Annotated in this window: 21 protein-coding genes; 10 read left to right on the top strand and 11 right to left on the bottom strand. The window is 71.4% G+C overall.

Annotated elements, in window-relative coordinates; genetic code table 11:
• Positions 1–26 precede the first annotated feature (26 nt).
• Positions 27–1,454 (bottom strand): argininosuccinate lyase, encoded by a 1,428-nt coding sequence (argH, locus tag ACYBSK_RS11010; RefSeq protein ID WP_460245934.1) that lies wholly within the window; start codon positions 1,452–1,454, stop codon positions 27–29.
• Positions 1,455–1,620: 166 nt separating this feature from the next.
• Between argH and ACYBSK_RS11005 the strand changes: the two genes are divergently transcribed.
• The 3 genes from ACYBSK_RS11005 (at position 1,621) to ACYBSK_RS10995 (ending at position 4,064) form a co-directional block, all read left to right on the top strand.
• A complete protein-coding gene (locus ACYBSK_RS11005; RefSeq protein WP_460245933.1) occupies positions 1,621–2,208 on the top strand; it encodes a pyridoxamine 5'-phosphate oxidase family protein in 588 nt (195 codons plus the stop codon).
• Positions 2,209–2,211: 3 nt separating this feature from the next.
• The gene (locus tag ACYBSK_RS11000) at positions 2,212–2,922 is read left to right on the top strand and encodes a L,D-transpeptidase family protein (RefSeq protein WP_457476717.1); all 711 of its coding nucleotides are present in this window, start codon (positions 2,212–2,214) and stop codon (positions 2,920–2,922) included.
• An 80-nt stretch (positions 2,923–3,002) separates the two neighbouring features.
• Positions 3,003–4,064, top strand: coding sequence for a bile acid:sodium symporter family protein (locus tag ACYBSK_RS10995; RefSeq protein ID WP_460245932.1), 1,062 nt, complete (start codon positions 3,003–3,005; stop codon positions 4,062–4,064).
• Between the two features lie 277 nt (positions 4,065–4,341).
• Here the strand turns inward: ACYBSK_RS10995 and ACYBSK_RS10990 are convergent, their stop codons facing one another.
• From ACYBSK_RS10990 to argC, 5 genes are read right to left on the bottom strand one after another with little or no spacing between them, the layout of a single operon-like run.
• Positions 4,342–4,899, bottom strand: coding sequence for an arginine repressor (locus ACYBSK_RS10990; RefSeq protein ID WP_457476715.1), 558 nt, complete (start codon positions 4,897–4,899; stop codon positions 4,342–4,344).
• 17 nt (positions 4,900–4,916) lie between these two features.
• Positions 4,917–6,113: an acetylornithine transaminase gene (locus ACYBSK_RS10985; RefSeq protein WP_457476714.1), complete on the bottom strand. Its 1,197-nt coding sequence runs from the start codon at positions 6,111–6,113 to the stop codon at positions 4,917–4,919.
• A complete protein-coding gene (argB, locus tag ACYBSK_RS10980) occupies positions 6,110–7,024 on the bottom strand; it encodes an acetylglutamate kinase (protein WP_457476713.1) in 915 nt (304 codons plus the stop codon). Before argB ends, ACYBSK_RS10985 begins: the two co-directional genes overlap by 4 nt.
• Complete coding sequence (argJ, locus tag ACYBSK_RS10975) at positions 7,021–8,172, bottom strand: bifunctional glutamate N-acetyltransferase/amino-acid acetyltransferase ArgJ (protein ID WP_457476712.1); 1,152 nt, start codon at positions 8,170–8,172, stop codon at positions 7,021–7,023. Before argJ ends, argB begins: the two co-directional genes overlap by 4 nt.
• Positions 8,169–9,206, bottom strand: a complete 1,038-nt coding sequence (argC, locus tag ACYBSK_RS10970) for an N-acetyl-gamma-glutamyl-phosphate reductase (protein WP_460245931.1) — start codon at positions 9,204–9,206, stop codon at positions 8,169–8,171. The genes argJ and argC overlap by 4 nt, the downstream gene beginning before the upstream one ends.
• 165 nt (positions 9,207–9,371) lie before the next feature.
• Between argC and ACYBSK_RS10965 the strand changes: the two genes are divergently transcribed.
• Complete coding sequence (locus ACYBSK_RS10965) at positions 9,372–10,241, top strand: AraC family transcriptional regulator (RefSeq protein WP_460245930.1); 870 nt, start codon at positions 9,372–9,374, stop codon at positions 10,239–10,241.
• Positions 10,242–10,279: 38 nt separating this feature from the next.
• Here ACYBSK_RS10965 and ACYBSK_RS10960 read toward each other — a convergent pair whose 3' ends face one another.
• Positions 10,280–11,500, bottom strand: coding sequence for a hypothetical protein (locus ACYBSK_RS10960; protein WP_460245929.1), 1,221 nt, complete (start codon positions 11,498–11,500; stop codon positions 10,280–10,282).
• Between the two features lie 141 nt (positions 11,501–11,641).
• On the opposite strand from ACYBSK_RS10960, the gene ACYBSK_RS10955 reads away from it, so the two are divergent.
• Complete coding sequence (locus ACYBSK_RS10955; protein WP_460245928.1) at positions 11,642–12,634, top strand: aldo/keto reductase; 993 nt, start codon at positions 11,642–11,644, stop codon at positions 12,632–12,634.
• 115 nt (positions 12,635–12,749) lie between these two features.
• On the opposite strand, the gene ACYBSK_RS10950 is transcribed toward ACYBSK_RS10955, so the two are convergent.
• Positions 12,750–15,236, bottom strand: coding sequence for an alpha-L-arabinofuranosidase C-terminal domain-containing protein (locus ACYBSK_RS10950; protein ID WP_460245927.1), 2,487 nt, complete (start codon positions 15,234–15,236; stop codon positions 12,750–12,752).
• Positions 15,237–15,361: 125 nt separating this feature from the next.
• On the opposite strand from ACYBSK_RS10950, the gene ACYBSK_RS10945 reads away from it, so the two are divergent.
• Positions 15,362–15,817 carry a DUF6314 family protein gene (locus ACYBSK_RS10945; protein WP_460247000.1) on the top strand — a complete coding sequence of 152 codons (456 nt, stop codon included), beginning with the start codon at positions 15,362–15,364 and terminating at the stop codon, positions 15,815–15,817.
• A gap of 149 nt (positions 15,818–15,966) precedes the next feature.
• Here the strand turns inward: ACYBSK_RS10945 and ACYBSK_RS10940 are convergent, their stop codons facing one another.
• Positions 15,967–16,401: a GNAT family N-acetyltransferase gene (locus ACYBSK_RS10940; RefSeq protein ID WP_457476706.1), complete on the bottom strand. Its 435-nt coding sequence runs from the start codon at positions 16,399–16,401 to the stop codon at positions 15,967–15,969.
• A 10-nt stretch (positions 16,402–16,411) separates the two neighbouring features.
• A complete protein-coding gene (locus ACYBSK_RS10935) occupies positions 16,412–17,881 on the bottom strand; it encodes an aminotransferase-like domain-containing protein (RefSeq protein ID WP_460245926.1) in 1,470 nt (489 codons plus the stop codon).
• Between ACYBSK_RS10935 and ACYBSK_RS10930 the strand changes: the two genes are divergently transcribed.
• Positions 17,880–18,824 carry a DMT family transporter gene (locus tag ACYBSK_RS10930; RefSeq protein WP_460245925.1) on the top strand — a complete coding sequence of 315 codons (945 nt, stop codon included), beginning with the start codon at positions 17,880–17,882 and terminating at the stop codon, positions 18,822–18,824. The genes ACYBSK_RS10935 and ACYBSK_RS10930 overlap by 2 nt on opposite strands.
• A 79-nt stretch (positions 18,825–18,903) precedes the next feature.
• A complete protein-coding gene (locus ACYBSK_RS10925) occupies positions 18,904–19,101 on the top strand; it encodes a DUF1918 domain-containing protein (RefSeq protein WP_457476703.1) in 198 nt (65 codons plus the stop codon).
• A gap of 21 nt (positions 19,102–19,122) precedes the next feature.
• On the opposite strand, the gene ACYBSK_RS10920 is transcribed toward ACYBSK_RS10925, so the two are convergent.
• On the bottom strand, positions 19,123–20,331 hold the full coding sequence (locus ACYBSK_RS10920; protein WP_460245924.1) for a glycoside hydrolase family 10 protein: 1,209 nt from the start codon (positions 20,329–20,331) through the stop codon (positions 19,123–19,125).
• 178 nt (positions 20,332–20,509) lie between these two features.
• On the opposite strand from ACYBSK_RS10920, the gene ACYBSK_RS10915 reads away from it, so the two are divergent.
• On the top strand, positions 20,510–21,370 hold the full coding sequence (locus ACYBSK_RS10915; protein ID WP_457476701.1) for a 3-hydroxybutyryl-CoA dehydrogenase: 861 nt from the start codon (positions 20,510–20,512) through the stop codon (positions 21,368–21,370).
• A gap of 196 nt (positions 21,371–21,566) precedes the next feature.
• A complete protein-coding gene (locus tag ACYBSK_RS10910) occupies positions 21,567–21,824 on the top strand; it encodes a hypothetical protein (RefSeq protein WP_457476700.1) in 258 nt (85 codons plus the stop codon).
• Positions 21,825–21,831 lie beyond the last annotated feature (7 nt).

The raw sequence follows: 21,831 nt of genomic DNA, 5'->3' as shown, positions 1-21,831 counted from the left end.
CCGGGCCCTGCGCGGTACCGAGGGGGCTACTTCTTCGCGTCGGCCCAGGCCCGCTGGACCGTCAGGTCCTGCTTGACCTCGGCGAGCTGGACGGCGACCGCGCTCGGCGCCGTGCCACCGCGGCCGGAGCGGGAGGCCAGGGCGCCGGGGACGTTCAGCACCGAGCGGACCTCGGGCTTGAGGTGCTCGGAGATCTTGGCGAACTGGTCGTCGGTGAGGTCGTCGAGCTCCTTGCCCTCGGACTCGGCGACCTTGACGCACTCGCCCGCGACATCGTGCGCGACACGGAACGGCACGCCCTGCTTCACCAGCCACTCGGCGATGTCCGTGGCGAGCGAGAAACCGGCCGGGGCCAGCTCCTCCATGCGCTCCCGGTTGACCGTGAGCGTGGCCATCATGCCGGTGAACGCCGGGAGCAGCAGCCGCAGCTGGTCGCAGGAGTCGAAGACGGGCTCCTTGTCCTCCTGGAGGTCGCGGTTGTACGCGAGCGGCAGCGCCTTCAGCGTCGCCATCAGGCCCGTCAGGTTGCCGATGAGGCGGCCCGACTTGCCGCGCGCCAGCTCCGCGATGTCCGGGTTCTTCTTCTGCGGCATGATCGACGAGCCGGTGGAGAAGGCGTCGTGGAGCGTGACGAAGGAGAACTCCTTCGTGTTCCACAGGATGATCTCCTCGGCGATCCGGGAGATGTTCACGCCGATCATCGCGGTGATGAAGCTGAACTCGGCGACGAAGTCGCGGGACGCCGTGCCGTCGATGGAGTTAGCGGAGCTGCCGTGCTCGAAACCGAGGTCCCGCGCCACCGCCTCCGGGTCCAGGCCGAGGCTGCTGCCCGCGAGGGCGCCCGAACCGTACGGCGAAACGGCCGTGCGCTCGTCCCACTGCCGCAGCCGCTCCGCGTCCCGGGACAGGGACTGGACGTGCGCCAGGACGTGGTGGGCGAAGAGCACCGGCTGGGCGTGCTGGAGGTGCGTACGCCCCGGCATCGCGACGTCGGGGTGCGCCTCGGCGAGGCCGACGAGGGCCTCCTGGAGGTCGGCGACCAGGCCGCCGATGACCCGGGCCTCGTCGCGCAGGTACATCCGGAACAACGTCGCCACCTGGTCGTTCCGCGACCGGCCCGCGCGGAGCTTGCCGCCGAGGTCCGGGCCGAGGCGCTCGAGGAGGCCGCGCTCCAGGGCGGTGTGCACGTCCTCGTCGGCGATCGTGCCGGTGAAGGTGCCGGCCGCGACGTCCTGCTCCAGCTGGTCGAGACCGGCGATCATGCGGGTCAGCTCGTCCTCGGTGAGCAGCCCCGCCTTGTGCAGCACGCGCGCGTGGGCACGGGAGCCCGCGATGTCGTACGGGGCCAGGCGCCAGTCGAAGTGGACGGAGGCGGAGAGTTTCGCCAGGGCCTCGGCCGGACCGTCGGCGAACCGGCCGCCCCAGAGGCGGACATCGCCGGTGTTGCTGCTCACGTGCTCTGCTCCTCAAGCCGGTGGGTGTGCGTGCCGGTGGACTTACCGCTGTGCATGATTATGCGGGACTCTGCATGATTCGTCAATCGCGCGGAGGGGGCGATGGTACGGGCCCGCCCAGCGGGAGCCCTCCCGAGACGAGGGGCGAAGCGGGCATGATCCTGGCATGGGAAAAAGTCATGAGCGCATAGACGGGCGGCTGCGTGCCTTCATCGAGGAGCAGCCGATCTTCTTCACCGCCACCGCGCCGCTGTCCGGCGACGGCACGGTGAACCTCTCCCCCAAGGGCCTCAAGGGCTCGCTCGCCGTCGTCGACGAACTGACCGTCGCGTACCTGGACTTCGCCGGGTCGAACGCGGAGACCGTCGCCCACCTCCGCGAGAACGGCCGGATCACCCTGATGTGGTGCGCGTTCCAGGGCCCGCCGAACATCGTCCGGGTGCACGGTCGCGGCGAGCCCGTCTTCCGCGACGACCCGCGCTTCGCCGAGTTGCTCGGCCACTTCCCCGACATCGACCCGAGCCGCAACGGGCTGCGCGCGATCATCGTCGTCCGGGCCGAGCACATCCGCGACACCTGCGGTTTCGCCGTGCCCTTCATGACGTACGACGAGGAGCGGGCGCTGCACGGCGACTACTTCGCGCGCAAGGACGACGACGAGCTCGCCGCGTACTTCGAGAAGAAGGAGTACATCGGGACGAGCCTGGACGGACTCCCCGGGCTGCCGCTTCCGCTGCCACCCGCTACGTTCTGACCCATGCGTCCGCTACGAGCAGGTATCGCCCTCGCCGTCGTCGCCAGTGCCGCCCTCGGCGCCGCGCCGTCCGCCTCCGCCGCCACCCCGCTGCCCGCCCGGATGGCGGACACGGGCGGCGGCCGTCAGCTGATCACGGCCGAGGCGCCCCGCGCGTCCTCGACCACCGGGACCGTCACCTGGTGGGACCGGAAGGCGAACGGCCGGTGGGTGAAGGCCGGTTCCGCGTCCGCGCGGTTCGGGGCGAAGGGGCTCGTGGCGGGCGGGAAGCGCACACAGGGCACCAACACCACCCCGGCCGGCCTCTACGACCTGCCGTTCGCGTTCGGCATCAAGGCCGCGCCGGGCGGGACCACGGCGACGTACCGCCGCGTGCACCGCGACTCCTGGTGGTGCCAGGACAACGACTCCCGCTCGTACAACCGCTGGGCCGAACCCCGTCCCCGCGACTGCCGCGCCGCCGAGTCCGAGCGGCTCGCCGACTACGGCACGCAGTACGCGCACGCGCTCGTGGTCGGCTTCAACTACCACCGTCCGGTGCGCGGCCGCGGCGCCGGGATCTTCCTGCACGTCAACGGGCGAGGCGCGACGGCGGGTTGCGTGTCGGTGCCCGCGGACTCCATGCGGCGGATCCTGGCCTGGGTGCGGCCCGAGCGGGCGCCGCACATCGCGATCGGGACGGCGGGCGGGGCCACCGCGATCACGAAGTACTAAGCCGGACACCGGCACGCGTGTAGGGACCACATAACGAGACGGGGTTGCGCGCGCTTGCCGCACGGGCGTTGCATCGCCCGGTGCACAGCGAATCCGAACAGACGTCCCCCACTTCCCCCACGGCGTCCTCCTCCACGACCTCCTCCGCGGGTTCCCCCACGGGCTCTGCTCCCGCGGCGGAGGCTCCGGAGCGGGCCCCCTCGTCGAGCGGCTCCGCGGACCGTGCGGCGCGGCTCGCCGTCACCGTCTTCCCGGTGCTCGTCCTCGTGGCGGGCGCCTGGGGTCTCGCCTCCCCCGGCACCTTCGCCGGATGGGGCACGAACGTGCCCTATCTCCTCGGCGTCGTGATGTTCTGCATGGGTCTCACCATGACGCTCGACGACTTCAAGGGCGTCGCGCGGCGCCCCTGGGCCGTCGGTCTCGGGCTCGTCGCGCACTACGTGATCATGCCGGGGCTGGGCTGGGCCATCGCCCACGCGCTCGGTCTGTCCCCGCAGTTGGCGGCCGGTGTCATCCTCGTGGGCTGCGCGCCCAGTGGTACGGCGTCGAACGTCGTGACCTACCTGGCGCGCGGCGACGTCGCCCTGTCGGTGTCCGTCGCGACCGTCTCGACGGTGCTGGCTCCGCTGATCACGCCGCCACTGACGTTGCTGCTCGCGGGCGCGTACCTGCCGGTGGACGCCGGGTCGATGATGACGGACATCCTCAAGACCGTGCTGCTTCCGGTGCTCGCCGGTCTGGTGGTGCGGCTCGTGCTCGGCCGGTTCGTGGACCGGTTGCTCACGGTTCTGCCGTGGTTGTCGGCGTTGACGATCGCCGTGATCGTGGCGGTCGTGGTGGCGGGCAGTGCGGATGCCATCAAGTCGGCGGCGGCGCTCGTCATGGTCGCGGTGGTGCTGCACAACGGTCTTGGGCTCGCGCTCGGCTATGGCGCGGGCAAGCTGGGGCGGCTCGGGAAGCCGGCGTCGCGGGCGATGGCGTTCGAGGTCGGGATGCAGAACTCGGGGCTTGCGGCGTCTTTGGCGACGGCTCACTTCAGTCCGCTGGCCGCGCTGCCTGCCGCCGTCTTCTCGGTGTGGCACAACGTGTCGGGGGCGTTGGTCGCGGCGTGGATGTCGTATCGGGCGCGGCGGGTGGGGTGACGCGGTCCGCTGTACGTGGGAGGGGGCGGGGTCCGGGTTTCGGCCGGGCCGCGTCCTCTTCTTGTTGGCTGGGCCGTGGCCCGGGTCTCGTCGCTGGATCGCCGCGCCGGCTCCAAAGATCGGGGCTCCGCCCCGTACCCCGCTGCTCAAACGCCGCAGGGGCTTGAGGTGCCCACCCGCTGCGGGGGCCTCAGATACTCGCCCGCCGCAGCAACGTGACATGGTCGCCCCGGGGCGAGGGCTTGATGGGGCCTCCCGTTGTGGAGGCCCCCGTCGTTCAGTGGTCGTTCTGCGCCAGGCGGAGCATGTGGTCGGCCAGGGCTTGGCCGCCGGCGGGGTCGCGGCTGATCAGCATGACCGTGTCGTCGCCCGCGATGGTGCCGAGGATGACGTGGAGTTCGGCCTGGTCGATCGCCGAGGCGAGGAACTGGGCCGCTCCCGGAGGCGTGCGCAGGACCACCAGGTTCGCCGAGGCCTCCGCCGAGATGAGCAGTTCGCCGGCCAGGCGGCGCATGCGCTCCTCCTTGGCCGATTCGCCGAGGGGGGCCTGCGGGGTGCGGAAGCCGCCCTCGCTGGGCACGGCGTAGATCAGCTCACCACCGGTGTTGCGGATCTTGACCGCGCCCAGCTCGTCGAGGTCGCGGGAGAGCGTGGCCTGCGTGACCGTGAGGCCGTCGTCGGACAGCAGCTTCGCCAACTGGCTCTGGGAGCGGACCGGTTGGCGGTTGAGGATGTCCACTATCCGGCGGTGCCGCGCGGCACGCGTCTGCGGCACCGCCGCCGCGTGCGCGAGGTTCGTGGCCGCGGATACGTCTCTCTCCGCTTTGCTGCTCATCGTCGTCGTCCCATTCCTCAGGATCGTCCTTCGTCGTCCGCTGCCGCGTCCAGTACGGCGGGCAGTGCCGCGAGGAACGCGTCCGCCTCGGCGTCGCTCAGGTTCAGCGGGGGCATGAGCCGGACGACGTCGGGTGCGGGCGCGTTCACCAGGAGGCCCGCGTCCTGGGCCGCCTGCTGCACCTGCGGTGCGCGGGGCCCGGTGAGCACGATACCCAGCAGCAGGCCCTCACCCCGGACATGGCTGACCAGCGGGTGGCCGAGAGCCTCGACCCCGGCCTTGAGGCGCTCGCCGATCGCCTTGGTGTTCTCCAGGAGGCCGTCGCCCGCGATGGTGTCGAGGACCGCGAGGCCCGCCGCGCAGGCCACCGGGTTGCCGCCGAAGGTCGTGCCGTGGTGGCCGGGCTTCAGCAGCTTCGCCGTCTCGCCGAAGGCGATGGTGGCGCCGAGCGGGAGGCCGCCGCCGAGCCCCTTGGCGAGCGTGACGACGTCGGGCTCGACGCCCTCCTCCGCCTGGTACGCGAACCAGTGCCCGGTCCGGCCGACGCCGGTCTGCACCTCGTCGAGCACGAGCAGGGTGCCGGTGGCACGGGTGATCTCGCGGGCCGCCTTGAGGTATCCGGCGGGCGGGACGACGACGCCGTTCTCCCCCTGGATGGGTTCGAGGATGACGAAGGCCGTGTCCTGCGTGACCGCCGCCTTGAGGGCTTCCACATCGCCGTACGGGACGTGCGTGACGTCGCCGGGCAGCGGGGTGAAACCGTCCTGCTTGCCGGGCTGGCCGGTCAGCGCGAGGGAGCCCATGGTGCGGCCGTGGAAGCCGCCGGTCGTGGCGACCATGTGCGTGCGGCCGGTGAGGCGGCCGATCTTGAACGCGCCCTCGTTGGCCTCGGCGCCCGAGTTGCAGAAGAAGACCGCGCCGTCCCGGCCGAAGAGCTGGAGCAGGCGCTCGGCGAGGGCCACGGGCGGTTCGGCGACGAAGAGGTTGGAGACGTGGCCGAGGGAGGCGATCTGCGTGGAGACGGCCTCGACGATCGCCGGGTGGGCGTGGCCCAGCGCGTTGACCGCGATGCCGCCGACGAAGTCCAGGTACTCCTTGCCGTCGGCGTCCCACAGCTTGGCGCCCGCGCCCTTGACGAGGGGCAGCCTGGGCGTGCCGTAGTTGTTCATCAGGGCGCCCTGCCAGCGCGCCGTCAGCTCCTGGTTGGCGGTCATGCGGGGCCCTCCCCCTCTTGGTCGGCGATGACCATCGTGCCGATGCCTTCGTCGGTGAAGATCTCCAGCAGGATCGAGTGCTGGACGCGGCCGTCGATGACGCGGGCGGTGTGCACGCCGTTGCGCACGGCGTGCAGGCAGCCCTCCATCTTCGGGACCATGCCGCTCGCCAGCTCCGGGAGCAGCTTTTCGAGCTCGGTGGCGGTGAGCCGGCTGATGACCTCGTCGGAGTTGGGCCAGTCCTCGTAGAGGCCCTCGACGTCGGTCAGGACCATCAGCGTCTCGGCGTCCAGCGCAGCAGCGAGTGCCGCAGCCGCCGTATCAGCATTGACGTTGTAGACATGGGAGTCGTCCTGGGAGCGGGCGATCGAGGAGACGACCGGGATGCGGCCGTCGGCGAGCAGGGCCTCGATGGCGCCGGTGTCGATCTCGGTGATCTCGCCGACCCGGCCGATGTCGACCAACTCGCCCTCGATGCGGGGCTGGTGCTTGGTGGCGGTGATGGTGTGCGCGTCCTCGCCGGTGATGCCGACGGCGAGCGGTCCGTGCTGGTTGAGCAGGCCGACCAGCTCGCGCTGCACCTGTCCGGCGAGCACCATCCGTACGACGTCCATGGCGTCCTCGGTGGTGACGCGCAGGCCCGCCTTGAACTCGCTGACGATGCCGTGCCGGTCGAGCGCCCTGCTGATCTGCGGGCCGCCGCCGTGCACGACGACCGGCTTGAGTCCGGCGTGGTGCAGGAAGACGACGTCCTGCGCGAACGCGGCCTTCAGCTCCTCGTCGACCATGGCGTTGCCGCCGAATTTGATGACGACGGTCTTGCCGTGGTGCCGGGTCAGCCAGGGCAGCGCCTCGATGAGCGTCTGGGCCTTCGGGAGCGCGGTGTGCTTCCGCGCGGTGGGCTGGTTCATGACGAGTACGCGCTGTTCTCGTGGACGTAGTCGGCGGTCAGGTCGTTGGTCCAGATCGTGGCGGTCTCGGTGCCCGCGGCGAGGTCGGCGGTGACGACGACCTCCCGGTAGCGCATGTCCACCTTGTCCCGGTCCTCGCCGACGCCGCCGTTCTTGCAGACCCACACGCCGTTGATCGCGACGTTCAGCTCGTCCGGCTCGAAGGCGGCCTTCGTGGTGCCGATGGCGGACAGGACGCGGCCCCAGTTGGGGTCCTCGCCGTGGATGGCGCACTTGAGGAGGTTGTTCCGCGCGATGGAGCGGCCCACCTCGACGGCGTCGTCCTCGCTCGCGGCGTTGATCACCTCGACCTTGATGTCCTTGCTGGCGCCCTCGGCGTCGCCGATGAGCTGGCGGCCGAGATCGTCGCAGACGAGGCGGACGGCCTGCGCGAACTCCTCGTACTCCGGGGTGACTTCGGAGGCGCCGGAGGCGAGCAGCAGCACCGTGTCGTTCGTCGACATGCAGCCGTCGGAGTCGACCCGGTCGAAGGTGACGCGGGTGGCGTCGCGGAGCGCCTTGTCGAGGGTCTCGGTGTCGAGGTCGGCGTCCGTGGTGAGGACGACCAGCATGGTGGCGAGGCCGGGGGCGAGCATGCCCGCGCCCTTGGCCATGCCGCCGACGGTCCAGCCCTCGCCCTCGTGGACCGCCGTCTTGTGCACGGTGTCGGTGGTCTTGATGGCGATGGCGGCCTTCTCGCCGCCGTGCTCGGAGAGCTGCGACGCGGCCTTCTCGACGCCGGGCAGCACCTTGTCCATGGGGAGCAGCTCGCCGATGAGGCCGGTCGACGCGACGGCGATTTCCCCGGCGTTCAGCTCCAGCACCTCGGCGGCCTTCTCGGCCGTCGCGTGCGTGTCCTGGAAGCCCTTCGGGCCCGTGCAGGCGTTGGCGCCGCCGGAGTTGAGGACGACGGCGGAGACGAGTCCGCCCTTGAGGACCTGCTCGGACCAGAGGACCGGGGCGGCCTTGACGCGGTTGGAGGTGAACACGCCCGCGGCCGCCAGGCGGGGGCCGCGGTTGACCACGAGGGCCAGGTCCGCGTTCCCGCTGTTCTTGATTCCGGCGGCGATGCCCGCGGCCTGGAATCCCTTGGCTGCCGTCACACTCACGGCGCGACTCCGATCGTCGAGAGCCCGGTGGTCTCGTCGAGACCGAGGGCGATGTTCATGGATTGGACGGCACCGCCGGCGGTGCCCTTGGTCAGGTTGTCGATCGCGCTGATGACGATGACGCGACCCGTTGCAGAAGCCGTCTCGTCGTACGCGACCTGGATCTGCGCGGCGTTCGAGCCGTACACCGCCGCCGTCTGGGGCCACTGGCCCTCGGGCAGCAGGTTGACGAACGGCTCGTCGCCGTACGCCTTCTCGTACGCGGTGCGCACCTGGTCGGCGGTGACGCCGGGCTTCGCCTTGGCGCTGCACGTGGCGAGGATGCCGCGGGGCATCGGCGCGAGCGTCGGTGTGAAGGAGACGGAGACCCGCTCCCCCGCCGCGGCGCTGAAGTTCTGGATCATCTCGGGGGTGTGCCGGTGGCCGCCGCCCACCCCGTACGGCGACATGTTCCCCATGACCTCGCTGCCGAGCAGGTGCGGCTTGGCCGCCTTGCCCGCGCCGGAGGTGCCGGAGGAGGCGACGATCACGGCCTCGCTCTCCACGAGCCCCGCGGCGTACGCGGGGACGAGGGCGAGCGAGACGGCCGTCGGGTAGCAACCGGGCACCGCGATGCGCTTGGACCCCTCCAGCGCGGCGCGGCCACCCGGCAGTTCAGGAAGGCCGTAGGGCCACGTGCCGGCGTGCGGGGAGCCGTAGAACTTCTCCCAGTCGCCCGCGTCCTTCAGCCGGAAGTCGGCCCCCATGTCGACCACGAGGACGTCCGGGCCGAGCTGCTCGGCGACGGCGGCGGACTGCCCGTGCGGCAGCGCCAGGAAGACGACGTCGTGTCCGCAGAGCACGTCGGCCGTGGTCTCCTGGAGGACTCGGTCGGCGAGCGGGTGGAGGTGCGGCTGGAGCGCGCCCAGGCGCTGCCCCGCGTTCGAGTTGCCCGTCAGGGCGCCGATCTCCACCTCGGGGTGCGAGAGAAGCAGGCGCAGCACTTCGCCGCCCGCGTATCCGCTCGCTCCCGCCACTGCTGCGCGTACCGCCATGGAACCCTCCTCTTGGATGGCATGACTATACGTCGCTGTGCACGTTTATGCAATCAGTTCGTGGTCGGCACCGAGTCCCGGCGGGCGGCATGATCGGATCGGTTCGCAACGGTCGGGCGCGGCCGGGGCGCCCGCCGCCAGGGTGGAAGCCGAAAGGGAGGCCTCATGATCTCGGCACTCAACCAGCTCGTCGACCTCGTCGAGGAGCACCTCACCGAGGACCTCGACGTCCCCGGACTGGCCGGAACGCTCGGCACGACGGAGTACCACCTGCGCCGGATGTTCTCGTCCCTGGCGGGGATGCCGTTGTCGGAGTACGTGCGTCGGCGCCGTATGACGGTGGCCGCCGGGGACGTCGTCCGGGGCGACGAGGACCTGCTGGGCATCGCCGTCCGGTACGGCTACGGCTCCGGTGAGGCGTTCGGACGCGCGTTCCGGTCGGTGCACGGCGCCGGTCCCGGCGAGGTGCGCCGCGACGGAGGCCCCCTTCGTACACAACCGCAGCTCAGGTTCCGCCTGACCGTCGAAGGGAGCTCACCCATGGACACCCGTCTTGTCGACCGCCCCGCGTTCCGCCTGGCCGGACACGCCACCCGGGTCCCGCTCATCCACGTGGGCGTCAATCCGCACATCCAGCAGCACATCGCCGCGCTGCCGCAGGAGGAGCACCAGCGCCTGAAGGAACTGGGCGACACCGATCCGGCGGGCCTGCTCCAGGTCTGCGACGACGTCGACCCCGACGGCCGGGAGGGCACCGAGCTGACGTATCTGCACGGTGTCGCCCTCGACCGGGGCACGTCCGTCCCCGACGACCTCGACGCCATCGAGGTGTCGGCGGGGCGCTGGGCGGTCTTCCGCACCAGTGGCCCGTACCCGCAGACGCTTCAGTCGGCGTGGGCGGCGACCGCGACCGAGTGGTTCCCGTCGAACCCGTGGCGGCTGCGGCCGGGTCCCTCGATCGTCGCCGTCCTGGAGCGCGCGGCCGACTTCAGCACCGCGACCTGCGAGCTGTGGCTCCCCGTCGAACCGGAGTGACCCGGCGACCGACCGGCGGGCACCGTGCCGTCCGCCGGTCAGTCCCCGCGTTCGAGACGTACGACGACGGGCGCGCCGAACGGGTCGCCGCTCTGCATGACCTCCACCTTTCCGGCGCCGATCCACTCGTCGGTGCCGGGCACGCGGTGGATCTCCTTCAGCCAGAGCTGCTGGTTCGAGGTCGTGCGCGCGCCGGTCGACCGCGGCAGCCGCTGACGTGCGATCTTCACGCAGCGGTCGTCGTCGGTCAGGTACCAGTTGCCGTCGAGGAAGAGACCGCCCTTCTCCTGGCCGGTCGGGATGCGCAGGGCGCACTGGCCGGGGGCAGGAGCCTGGTCGACCCACCGGTCGCCGTCCCAGCGCAGGCGGATGTACTGGTCCTCCGGTTCGGGTTCGACCTCGCCGTGGTTGAAGGAGTTGGTGCCGTACGCGCGCACCTCGCCGCCCTCCAGGGCGACGACCCGGCCGAGGCCCGCGCTGGGCTCGGGCGGGATGGGCTCCTCGAAGCGGGCCCCGGGCGTGTCCACGGCCTTCCAGGACGTGCCGTCCCAGTGCGCGGAGGCGGGCTGGGCGTAGGCCTCGCCGTGCACCGTCTCCGTGCCGGGCCCGGTGGAGCGGGAGCCGACGGCCCAGACGTCGTCGGGTCCCGCGACGGCCAGGTCGCCCACCTTGTAGGGGAGCCGGGTCGTGGTCCAGCGGGCGCCGTCGAAGTGGGCGGCGGTCTGCTCGTCGGCGAGCGTCCAGATGTCGTCGGGGGACGTGGCCTCCAGGTCTCCGGCGCCGCCGGGCGGCGGGTTCGGCAGAGCGGTCCAGGCCGTGCCGTCCCATTGGGCCCACTCGGCGGGCGCGGCGGCTCCCTCGCGGGGCATCGAGCGCATCCACAGGGCCTTGTCACCGACCTCTTCGAGCATCGGCGGGTAGCCCTCCCCGGCGCCGAAGGCGTCCGGGAGGGCCTCGCGGGTCCACCGTTCGCCGTCGTAGTGCAGGAGCAGCGGTGAAGCGCCGCCGTCGTTCTCGGCCCCGGCCGCCCAGATGTCGTCCTCGGCGAGGACCGCGACGTCGGTGAGCTCGCCGTCGAAGGCGGCGATGTGCTCGAACTTCCAGGAGAGCGCGGCCTTTTGGGGCTTCGGCGAGGCGCTCCCCTTGGCGCCGCTCCCCGCTGCCCCGCCACCGGTACCGCACCCCGAGGCGATGAGCGCGCAGGCCACGAGGGTGGCGCACGCCCCCGCCCGGCCGCTCCGGTTCCGCCCTGCGTTCATGACCGCTCCCCCTCCTCGCGCTCCGGCGTGCCCGGCGCGCGGGCAGCGTACCCGGCGCTCGAACACTTGCCTTGAAGTGCACTTCAGGTCATACGGTCGACCACGTACCGCTACGGCATCACCACAGGAGGCCGCACACCCATGTCGAACCTTCCCGCTCGCCGTCTGGGCTCGCTGACCGTCTCCGCGCAGGGCCTGGGCTGCATGGGCATGAGCCACGGCTTCGGCCCGTCCGACGACGAGCAGTCGATCGGCACGATCCACCGGGCGCTCGATCTCGGCGTCACCCTGCTCGACACCTCGGACTTCTACGGCGCCGGGCACAACGAGGAGCTGATCGGCCGCGCCCTCGCCGCGCCGGGCCGCCGTGAACAGGCGGTGCTGGCAACGAAGTTCGGCTTCGCCAACAAGTTCGGCGACCCCGTCGAGATCCGCGGCGACGCCGCCTACGTCCGCCAGGCCTGCGAGGCCTCGCTGCGCCGGCTCGGCGTCGATCACATCGACCTGTACTACCTGCACCGCGTCGACCGGGACGTGCCCATCGAGGAGACCGTGGGCGCCATGGCCGAGTTGGTGGAGGAGGGCAAGGTCCGCCATCTCGGCCTCTCGGAGGCCGGTGCCGACACCCTGCGCAGGGCGCACGCGACGCATCCCGTGGCGGCACTCCAGAGCGAGTACTCGCTGTGGACGCGCGACCTGGAGGCGGACATCCTGCCGGTGTGCCGGGAGTTGGGCATCGGCCTCGTCCCGTTCTCACCGCTGGGGCGCGGCTTCCTCACTGGCGCCTACACGTCGACGGAGCAGTTCAAGGAGGGCGATCTGCGCCGCAGCCAGCCGCGTTTCACCGACGGGAACCTGGAGCGCAATCTCGCGATCGTCGAGCGCCTGGAGGAGCTGGCGGCCAAGAGGGGCGTCACCGCGGGCCAGTTGGCGCTCGCCTGGGTGCAGCACCAGGGCGACGACGTGGTGCCGATCCCCGGCACCCGCCGCCAGAAGTACCTGGAGGAGAATCTCGCGGCCGCCACCCTTGAGCTGTCGGCGGACGACCTGGCCGCCATCGACGCGGCGGCCCCGGCCGGCGAGGTGGCCGGGGACCGCTACGACGCGGGCAGCATGCGGTTCGTGAACGGCTGAGCGCACGCGGCGCGCCGTACGGCGAGTGCGGCGCGCGCGGCACGGGGTGTCCCGGCCGCTCCCCACCTGGTGGCCGGGGGCCGCGCGCGCCAACTCACCTGCGGGTCAAGGGGGTTCAGTCCTTCTTGATCCTCAGGAAGGTCACCGAGTTCCCCGGGAACGTGTACGTGAACCTGTCGGAGACGCCGTCGAAGGTCGACGTCACCGGTTTCACGGGCCGTTCGGTCGCCGTGTTCTCGGCCTCGGGCGCCGCGGTCAGGGTCGTCACGGCCGCCGAGCCGGCGACGTCCGTGCCGCCGAGGTCGATCTTCGTACGGGCCGCGGAGTCCTGGGCGTTGACGACCTTGACGATCAGGTCGCCGGTCTTCTTGTCCGTGGTGACGACCTGGCGGAACGGCTCGGCCGGCTTGTCGTCCTTGAAGGAGCCCCACTCCTGGCCGTCGAGGTACAGCGTCACCTGGCGGCCGCGCACCGTGATGTCGATGTCGTAGGCGCGGCCCGTCTCGATCGAGCCCGCCTTGGAGAGAAGCGTCGACTTGCCGCCGTTCACGGCCTGTTCGACGGCCGACGACGTGTTGTTCCAGCCACCGAGGTTCCACCAGTAGTAGTTGCCGGTGTCCTTGACGCCGAAGGCGACGAGGAAGCCCTCCTTGCCGGACTTCTTGGTGGCCTTCACGTGCAGGTCGTAGTTCCGCCAGCTCGGGTCGCCCGCGGTGACCAGGGTGTTCTCGGCGGCCGCGTCCGACTGCACGTACTGCCCGTCCTGGACGCTCCAGCTCCCCGTGCCGGAGCCGGTCCACTGCGCGGCGTCGCCGCTGAAGTCGTCGCTCAGCAGCGTCTTCCCGTCGGCGTCCGTGACCTTCACGTCGTCGTACGCGGCGCTGGTCGCCCAGGTGGACAGGCCGACGGCGCCGGTGATCGGCTCCAGGGTCGACGGGGTGGCGGTGGCCGTCGAGGGGACGACCCGGTCGCCGACGTTGCGCATGAAGAGCTTCTGCACCTCGTAGTCGGCCGAGCCCCACGACTTCTGGTCGTCGAACCAGATCATGTCGGGCTTCCACTGCACGGTGTCGGTGCGCGCGAACAGCGGCGCGTACGAGGCGAGTTCGACGACGTCCGCGTTGCGTTCGAGACCCGTCATGTAGGCGGCCTCGGCCATGGCGTTGGTCCACTGGTTGCCGAGCGAGGCGTACTCGCCGAGGAAGACCTTGGGGCCCTGCCGGTCGTAGGAGTCGTAGCGCTCGTTGTTCTGGAGGAACCACTGCGGGCTGTTGTAGTAGTGCTCGTCGACCATGTCGACGCCTTCCGCCCTGTTGAGCTTCCAGGCCGTGTCGAAGGTCGTACCGCTGTCGTCGGGGCCGGAGTTGGAGATGACGGTGACGTCCGGGTACTTCGCCTCGATGGCGGCGCGGAACTGCTTGAAGCGCGCCATGTACTCGTTCGGCAGGTTCTCCTCGTTGCCGACCGCGAGGTGCGTGAGGCGGAACGGCTTCGGGTGGCCCATCCGCGCGCGGAGCTTGCCCCACGTGCTGCTCGTCGGGCCGTTGGCGAACTCGATCAGGTCGAGGGTGTCCTGGATGTGCCGCTTCAGGAGCGCGTCGTCGTCGGTGGCCCTGTTCTGGCCGCAGCCGGTGACGAGGGCGGGCACGACGGGCAGCGGCATCGCGCCGATGTCCTCGGAGAACTGGAAGTACTCGTAGTAGCCGAGGCCGTAACTCTGGTTGTAGCCCCAGAAGTTGGCGTTGGTGGCGCGCTCCTCGACCGGGCCGACGGTGTCCTTCCACTGGTACGCACGCTTGCGCTCGTAGCCGGAGGCCTCGTCGTAGCCCTCCATGGAGCCGGTGTTGACGAGGCAGCCGCCCGGGAAGCGCACGAAGCCGGGATCGAGGTCGGCGACCTTCTGCGCGAGGTCCTTGCGCAGGCCGTTCTCGCGGCCCTTGTAGGTGTCGCGCGGGAACAGCGACACCATGTCGAGCGCGGCGTCCCGCGAGGTGGCGACGGCGAGCCGGCCGGTCGTGGTGTCCTGCCTCGGCGTGAACGTCGCTCTGTACTGCGCCCAGCCGCCGCGCGTACGGACCGTGCGGGGCGCGGCGAGCGCGCCGTCGGCGTCGCCGAGGGTCACGGTCAGCGCGGAACCGCCGCGCGCCCAGACCGAGAAGTCGTACGTCTCGCCCTTCTTGAGGGTGTAGCCGGTGCCGTAGCCGGAGTTCGTGGCGCTCGAACCGGCGCTCAGGGAAAGGTAGTTGCGGTTGCGGGCGTTGAGTCTGCCGTCGCCGTCGACGACCTTCGCGGCGCCGCTGGTCGTCCAGGCGGTGAGCGGGGTGTACGAGGCGTTGTCGGCGGTGGAGTACTCGAAGGACCTGTTCTGTACGAGTTCGGCGTAGAGGCCGCCGTCGGCGGCGCGGTTGATGTCCTCGAAGAAGACGCCGTACATCGTGTCGTCGATGGCCGCGCCCGCGCGGGTGGGGTCGACGGTGACGGTGTAGTCGGTGGCGTTCTCGTCCGCGGTGGCCGAGGGGGGCACGGCGGCCGTCCCGGCGAGCAGGGCTCCGATCGCGGCTCCGAGCCCGATACCCCGGCGTCTGCGTCGTCCACGCGTCATGCGGCACTCCCACTCGTTGTTCGTCGTTCGACATTTCGTACGGCGTCCTAAACTGCGAACGGCAAGATAGGAAGCAGCGATACGCGCGTCAACGGTTCGCGCAGAGGTGAGCGGGAGTGGAGCAGGTGACGGGTGAACTCTGGCCGGTTTCCGATGTGTTGGCGTTCTTGGCGGGGCGCTGGCGCGTGGAGCGGACGGTGCGGGACCTCGCCGAGGATCTGACCGGGGTGTTCCGTGGGACGACGGTGTTCACCGCGGACGGCGGGGGGCTGGTCCACTTCGAGTCCGGGACGTTCGAGTGGCGGGGTGTGGTGCGGCCGGCCGAGCGCACGCTCCTGTACGGGCCCGGGGAGGAGGCGGGGACCGCGGTGGTGCGGTTCGCGGACGGGCGGTTCTTTCATGGGCTGGATCTGCGGGCGGGGCGGCATGTGGCCGACCATCCGTGTTCGGCGGATCTGTACCGGGGGGAGTTCACCGTGTACGGCGATGATCGGTGGCGGAGTGTGTGGCGGGTGAAGGGGCCCGCGAAGGATCTGGTGCTCACCACGGACTACCGCGCCGACCGGTCGGCCGACGGGTAGCCGGGGGTGCGGCCGCGGGGCTCCGCCCCGGACCCCGCTGCTCAATCGCCGCAGGGGCTCCAATTGCCGGAGCCGTCGCTCGGACACCCCAAGGGCTTGATGTGCCGGAGCCGTCGTCCGGCCGCCCCAAGGGCTTTATTGCCGGAGGGCTACTGGGGGAAGTACAGGGCCATCCACTGGTCCGGGTGTTCCAGAGGGTTGAAGCCCACCTGTCGGTAGACGCCGTGGGCGTCCTGGGTGGCCAGGAGGATGCGGCGGATGCCGAGGGGCTGGAGGTGGTCGCGGACGGACGTCACCATCGCCCCGCCGATGCCCTTGCCGCGCACGGAGCGGTCGACGTAGACGTCGCAGAGCCAGGCGAACGTGGCCCCGTCCGTGATGACACGGGCGTAGGCGACCTGTTCGGTGGACGCGGTGTCGTAGACGCCGAAGTTGAGGGAGCCGGCGACGGCCTTGTCCTGCTGGTCGCGGGGGCGGCCGAGCGCCCAGTACGCGTCCTCGGAGAGCCACCCGTGGACGCGGGCGGCGTCGAGGCGGGCGGGGTCGGTGGAGATCTCGTACCCGTCGGGCAGTGAGCTGGTCATGCCGGGATCCTCACAGGTCGGACACGGGCACGTCGAACGGTTTGGCGACCGGCGCCTGCGCGCACGCCTGCCGCAGGCGGCGCACGCCCTCCGTGATCTCCCCCGTCGTCGCGACACCCACGAAGCTGAGCCGGATGTGCGGCGCCGGAGGTTCCGCCGAGAAGTACGGACGGCCGGGGGCGACCGCGACGCCCGCCCGCAGCGCGCCGGAGACGAGGGCCGCCTCGTCGCGGCCGTCGGGCAGCCGCAGCCACAGGTGGTAGCCGCCGGCGGGGATGTGCGTGAGGTCGAGGTCCCGGAGCTCCGTGGTGACGGCCGCCGCCAGGATGTCGCGGCGCGTCCTCAACTCGCCCGCCAGCGACCGCAGATGACGGGACCAGGACGGGGACCCGACGAGTTCGAGCGTGGCCTCCTGGAGGGGGCGCGGCACGAAGAGGTGGTCGACGACCTGGATCGCGCGCAGCCGTTCGAGGACGGGGCCGCGGGCGGCGAGGCAGCCGATGCGCAGGCTCGGCGACGTCGCCTTGGTGAGCGAGCAGACGTGGACGACCACGCCGTCGGGATCGTCGCTCGCCAGCGGCCTCGGCAGCGGTCCGGCGTCGTCGTGCACGAGGCGGCGCACGAAATCGTCCTCGATCACGAACGCCCCGGCCTCCCGGGCGATCCGCAGCACTTCGGGGCGGCGCTCGGCGGAGAGCACCGCCCCCGTCGGGTTCTGGAACAGCGGCTGGCACACGAAGAGCCGGGCGCCGGTCGCCTTGAATGCCTGCGCGAGGAGTTCGGGGCGCACCCCGTCCCGGTCCACCGGCACCGGCACGGGCCGCAGCCCGGCGGCCCGCGCGATCGCCAGCATGCCCGGGTACGTGGGCGATTCGACGAGGACGGGGGCGCCCGGCGGGGCGAGCGCGCGCAGGGCCGTGGTGAGCGCCGACTGACCGCCGAACGTGATCAGTACGTCCGACGCGGAGATCGCCCCGCCGATGCCGCGGGCGAACCATTCGCGCAGTTCGGGCAGGCCGTCGACCGGCGGTTTCGCCCAGGCGCCGGGGCGTCGCCCGGCCCGCGCGAGAGCGGCGGACAGGGCGGCGCCCGGTTGCAGCACGGGGTGCAGATAGCCGGTGTTGAGCTCGATCACGCCGGGCGGCGGCGACGAGAGCGTCACCAGGACGCCCGCCGCGTCGACCGCGCGCGGCACGACCTCGGTCGCGGCGTCGGCGCTCAGCGCGACCTCCTGCCAGGAGGTGTCGCCGACCGGACCCGCCACGGGACGCCGCTCGGCCCGGAAGGCGCCGGCTCCGGGGCGGGTGACGACGAGCCCCTCGGCGGCGAGCTGGGCGAGCGCCCGCGACACCGTCACGGGGCTGACCTTGAAGCGCTCGACGAGGCTCCGGCTCGACGGCAGCTTCTCTCCAGGTGAGTAGCGGTCAAGCTCGCTCCGCAGCTGTTTCGCCAGTTCGCCCACACTGCTACCTTGTTGCATGAGAGCACAGAATAGCGCTATCGCGCAGGATCGGATAGCAGTGGCCGCGCGGCCGGAGTCGCCCCCGTTGCCGCGGACCGGGCCGGGGAAGGCCGCCGGGACCCTGCTCGCCGCGCTCGGCGTCACGTCCTTCTCGCTCACCTTCCCCGCGACCGCCTGGGGCCTGGAAGGCTTCGGCCCCTACTCGCTGATCAGCGTCCGCTGCCTGCTGGCCGGGCTCGTCGCGGGCGGCTGTCTGCTGGCGCTGCGCGTCCGCGTTCCGGGTCGGCGGCACTGGGCGGGGCTCGCCGTCGTCGCGGCCGGGGTGGTGGTCGGGTTCCCGCTGCTCACCACGCTGGCCCTGGAGACGGCGACGACCGCGCACTCGGCGGTCGTGGTGGGCCTGCTGCCGCTGACCACGGCCGTGCTGTCCTCGCTGCGCACCGGCGCCCGGCCCTCGCGCACGTTCTGGGTGGCGGCGTGCGGGGGCGCGGCGGCGGTCATCGCGTTCACGGTGCAGCAGAGCGGCGGCGCCCTCACCCGGGCCGACCTGTTCCTCTTCGCGGCGCTGCTGATCTGCGCGGCGGGCTACACCGAGGGCGGCCGGCTCGCGTCCGTGCTGCCGGGCTGGCAGGTCATCGCGTGGGCGCTCGTGCTCTGTCTGCCGTTGGCCGCGGCGGGGGCCGCGATCTCACTGCCGTACGAGCCCGTGCACCTGACCGGGCACGCGGTGGCGGGGCTGGCGTGGGTGGCGGTCGGCTCGCAGTTCCTCGGTCTCGTCGTCTGGTACCGGGGCATGGCGCTGATCGGCATTCCGAAGGCGAGTCAACTCCAGCTCGCACAGCCGCTGTTGACCCTCGTGTGGTCGGTCGCCCTGCTCGGCGAGGCGCTGCCGGTGGCAGCGCCGCTCACCGCGGTGGCGGTCCTGCTGTGCATCGCGGTCACGCAGCGCGCACGCGGCTGAGACGGGTCCAACTGCCGTGCGCGGCCGTACACTTGCCGCAAACGTCGGCACGTACGGCACGTCGAGGAGGTCACTCCTGATGCGCGCAACCGTAGGCGACCAGCTCCTGGTGCACGGCAGGACCGTCGGGCAGCACGACCGGGTGGCGCAGATCATCGAAGTGCTCGGCGCGGACGGCGATCCGCCGTTCCGCGTCCGGTACGAGGACGGCCACGAGGCCATCATGTCGCCGGGCCCCGACGCGGTCGTCCGGCACATCAACGTCAAGAAGCGCTGAGCCCGACCAGCGCCGCCCGGTTCAAGCGTAGTGGTCCGCGACCACGCGGGCCATCGCGCCGATCCGGTCCTGCCCGACCTCCTTGGCCGAGAAGAACACGTGCCCGCGCACCTCGGGGAAGCCGTCCGCGAACGTGAGGTGCCGGGACAGCTCGGCCGGGTCCTGCCAGGCGGCGGGCTGCGCGGGGTCACCCGCCTTGTAAAGGGCCTCACCGATGTGCAGGCGCACCCCCGTGCCGCGCACGACGTCGGCCCACCACGGCACGAGCTTGGCGTAGTCGGCGGCCGTGAACCCGATGTTCCAGTAGACCTGGGGCACCACGTAGTCGATCCACCGCTCGCGCACCCACTTACGGGTGTCCGCGTGCAGGTTGTCGTAGGTCTGCACGCCCGCCGTGGTGTCGGAGCCGAGCGGATCGGTCGCCCTGTTGCGCCACACGCCGAAGGGGCTGATGCCGAACGTGGTGCGCGGCCGGGTCTTCTTGATGCGGGCCGCCGTCTCCCGGATCAGCCGGTCGATGTTGTCGCGCCGCCAGGCCGCCCGGTCCGGGAAGCCGCCGCCGTGCTCCGCGTAGGCCGCGTCGTCGTCGAAGACCTGGCCGACGACCGGGTACGGATAGAAGTAGTCGTCGAAGTGCACGGCGTCCACGGGGTACTTGGCGACCGCGTCCAGCATCGCCTTCACGACGAACCGGCGGACCTCCGGCAGCCCGGGGTTGTAGTAGAGCTTCCCGCCGTACGGGACGACCCACTCGGGGTGCAGCCGGGCCGGATGCGTCGGGGTCAGCCGGGTCACGTCGGTGTGGTTGGCGATCCGGTACGGGTTGCACCAGGCGTGCAGCTCCAGGCCCCGCAGGTGCGCCTCGGTGACCGCCGTGCCCAGCGGGTCCCAGCCGGGGTCCTGGCCCTGGGTGCCGGTGAGGACCGCGGACCACGGCTCGTGCGGGGACGGCCACAGCGCGTCGGCGGTCGGCCGGATCTGGAAGATCACCGTGTTGAGGCGTCGGGCCACGGCCGTGTCCAGGTGCGCGAGCAGTTCGGCGCGCTGATCGGCGGCGCTCAGGCCGGCCCGCGAGGGCCAGTCCCGGTTCGCCACCGTGGCCAGCCACATGCCCCGCAGCTCCCCCCGCACCGGCACCGAGGCGACGGCGTCCCCCGCCGTGGTCGCGGCCAGCGCGAGGGCGGCGCCGAGCGCGAAACCGCGCCGGGAAAGACGTGAGATATGTCCCATGGGTTCCCCCCAACCTCGTGCGACACGGTGCCGGCCGCATGAACAGCCGTTAACCCGGGCTCCACTCCTCCCATGTCTACGGGGTAACGTGCGGATCCGGAAGCCCCCGGGGGCGACACCGTGCCGCTGGCGCGGGTGGCCCCGGACGAAGAGCGAGAGGCACGAGGTGACGGACCCCTTGAGTGACATCCAACGCGTCGGCGTAGTGGGCTGCGGCCAGATGGGCGCCGGGATCGCGGAGGTCTGCGCCCGTGCGGGACTCGACGTGAAGGTGGCCGAGACCACCGGCGAGGCCCTGGAGTACGGCCGTACCCGACTGCTCAGCTCCCTCGCGAAGGCTGCCTCGCGCGGCAAGATCACCGAGGAGGAGCTGGCGGAGACCCAGGAGCGGCTCACCTTCACCACGGACCTCGGCGAGTTCTCCGACCGGGACCTCGTCATCGAGGCCGTCGTCGAGAACGAGCAGGTGAAGACGGAGATCTTCCAGGTCCTCGACCAGGTCGTGACGCGGTCCGACGCGATCCTCGCGTCGAACACCTCGTCCATCCCGCTGGTGAAGCTGGCCGTGGCGACGTCCCGCCCGGACCACGTGGTCGGCATCCACTTCTTCAACCCGGCCCCGGTGCAGAAGCTCGTCGAGCTGATCCCGGCGCTCACCACGTCCGAGGGCACCATCAGCCGCGCCCAGGCCCTGGTGGAGAAGATCCTCGGCAAGCACGCGATCCGCGCCCAGGACCGCTCCGGCTTCGTCGTGAACGCGCTGCTGGTGCCGTACCTGCTCTCCTCGATCCGGATGTTCGAGTCCGGCATCGCGAGCCGCGAGGACATCGACAACGGCATGGAGCTGGGCTGCGCCCACCCGATGGGCCCGCTGAAGCTGTCGGACCTGATCGGCCTCGACACCATCGTCTCCATCGCGGACTCGATGTACGAGGAGTACAAGGAGCCGCTGTACGCCGCTCCCCCGCTGTTGCAGCGCATGGTCGACGCGGGCCGGCTCGGCCGGAAGTCCGGCTCGGGCTTCTACACCTACGGCTGACCACGCAACGTAGTCCGCTCGTGGGCCCGGTGTTCTTCGGAGCACCGGGCCCACTGCGTTCGCACGGGGAGTGCGCGGCTGACTCGCATATGCCTGTCGCACACGCTCCCGCCGCGCCCACCAGGCGAGTTGACTTCCGGTGCGTCATCAGAGCGATGACAGGACTTCACGTCCCGAGCACGGAAGGAGCGGTTTCGTGACCACCGACCCGGAGCATCCAGTGGTCCCCGAAGAACTCGCAGAGTTACGAAGGGTCTTCGAGGTCCGGCTGGCCCGCATCGACGGTCAAATGGCCCTGCTCACCCACCGCGACGACCAGACCGCCAAGGATCAGGACGATCTGAGCAACCGGATCAGCGCTCTTGAGCACAACCGCTGGCCGTTGCCCGCGGTCGCCGCGCTGACCTCGGTCGCCGCTGTGATCGTCACGGTGTGGCAGGCACTCGGGCACTAGCCCACGG

It is taken from the genome of Streptomyces sp. BYX5S (assembly GCF_054724165.1).
Note: the sequence above shows the minus strand (reverse complement) of the source record. Positions and strands in the feature narration are given on the sequence as shown.

Bases quoted from the DNA above. Each gene is read 5' to 3' on its own strand.
- argC (WP_460245931.1), bottom strand. From the start codon at position 9,206: ATGGCGGTACGCGCAGCAGTGGCGGGAGCGAGCGGATACGCGGGCGGC.
- ACYBSK_RS11005 (WP_460245933.1), top strand. From the start codon at position 1,621: ATGGGAAAAAGTCATGAGCGCATAGACGGGCGGCTGCGTGCCTTCATC.
- ACYBSK_RS10940 (WP_457476706.1), bottom strand. From the start codon at position 16,401: ATGACCAGCTCACTGCCCGACGGGTACGAGATCTCCACCGACCCCGCC.
- ACYBSK_RS10950 (WP_460245927.1), bottom strand. From the start codon at position 15,236: ATGACGCGTGGACGACGCAGACGCCGGGGTATCGGGCTCGGAGCCGCG.
- ACYBSK_RS10955 (WP_460245928.1), top strand. From the start codon at position 11,642: ATGTCGAACCTTCCCGCTCGCCGTCTGGGCTCGCTGACCGTCTCCGCG.
- ACYBSK_RS10985 (WP_457476714.1), bottom strand. From the start codon at position 6,113: ATGACCGCCAACCAGGAGCTGACGGCGCGCTGGCAGGGCGCCCTGATG.
- ACYBSK_RS10920 (WP_460245924.1), bottom strand. From the start codon at position 20,331: ATGGGACATATCTCACGTCTTTCCCGGCGCGGTTTCGCGCTCGGCGCC.
- ACYBSK_RS10990 (WP_457476715.1), bottom strand. From the start codon at position 4,899: ATGAGCAGCAAAGCGGAGAGAGACGTATCCGCGGCCACGAACCTCGCG.
- argB (WP_457476713.1), bottom strand. From the start codon at position 7,024: ATGAACCAGCCCACCGCGCGGAAGCACACCGCGCTCCCGAAGGCCCAG.
- ACYBSK_RS10965 (WP_460245930.1), top strand. From the start codon at position 9,372: ATGATCTCGGCACTCAACCAGCTCGTCGACCTCGTCGAGGAGCACCTC.
- ACYBSK_RS10960 (WP_460245929.1), bottom strand. From the start codon at position 11,500: ATGAACGCAGGGCGGAACCGGAGCGGCCGGGCGGGGGCGTGCGCCACC.
- ACYBSK_RS10925 (WP_457476703.1), top strand. From the start codon at position 18,904: ATGCGCGCAACCGTAGGCGACCAGCTCCTGGTGCACGGCAGGACCGTC.
- ACYBSK_RS11000 (WP_457476717.1), top strand. From the start codon at position 2,212: ATGCGTCCGCTACGAGCAGGTATCGCCCTCGCCGTCGTCGCCAGTGCC.
- ACYBSK_RS10935 (WP_460245926.1), bottom strand. From the start codon at position 17,881: ATGCAACAAGGTAGCAGTGTGGGCGAACTGGCGAAACAGCTGCGGAGC.
- ACYBSK_RS10930 (WP_460245925.1), top strand. From the start codon at position 17,880: ATGAGAGCACAGAATAGCGCTATCGCGCAGGATCGGATAGCAGTGGCC.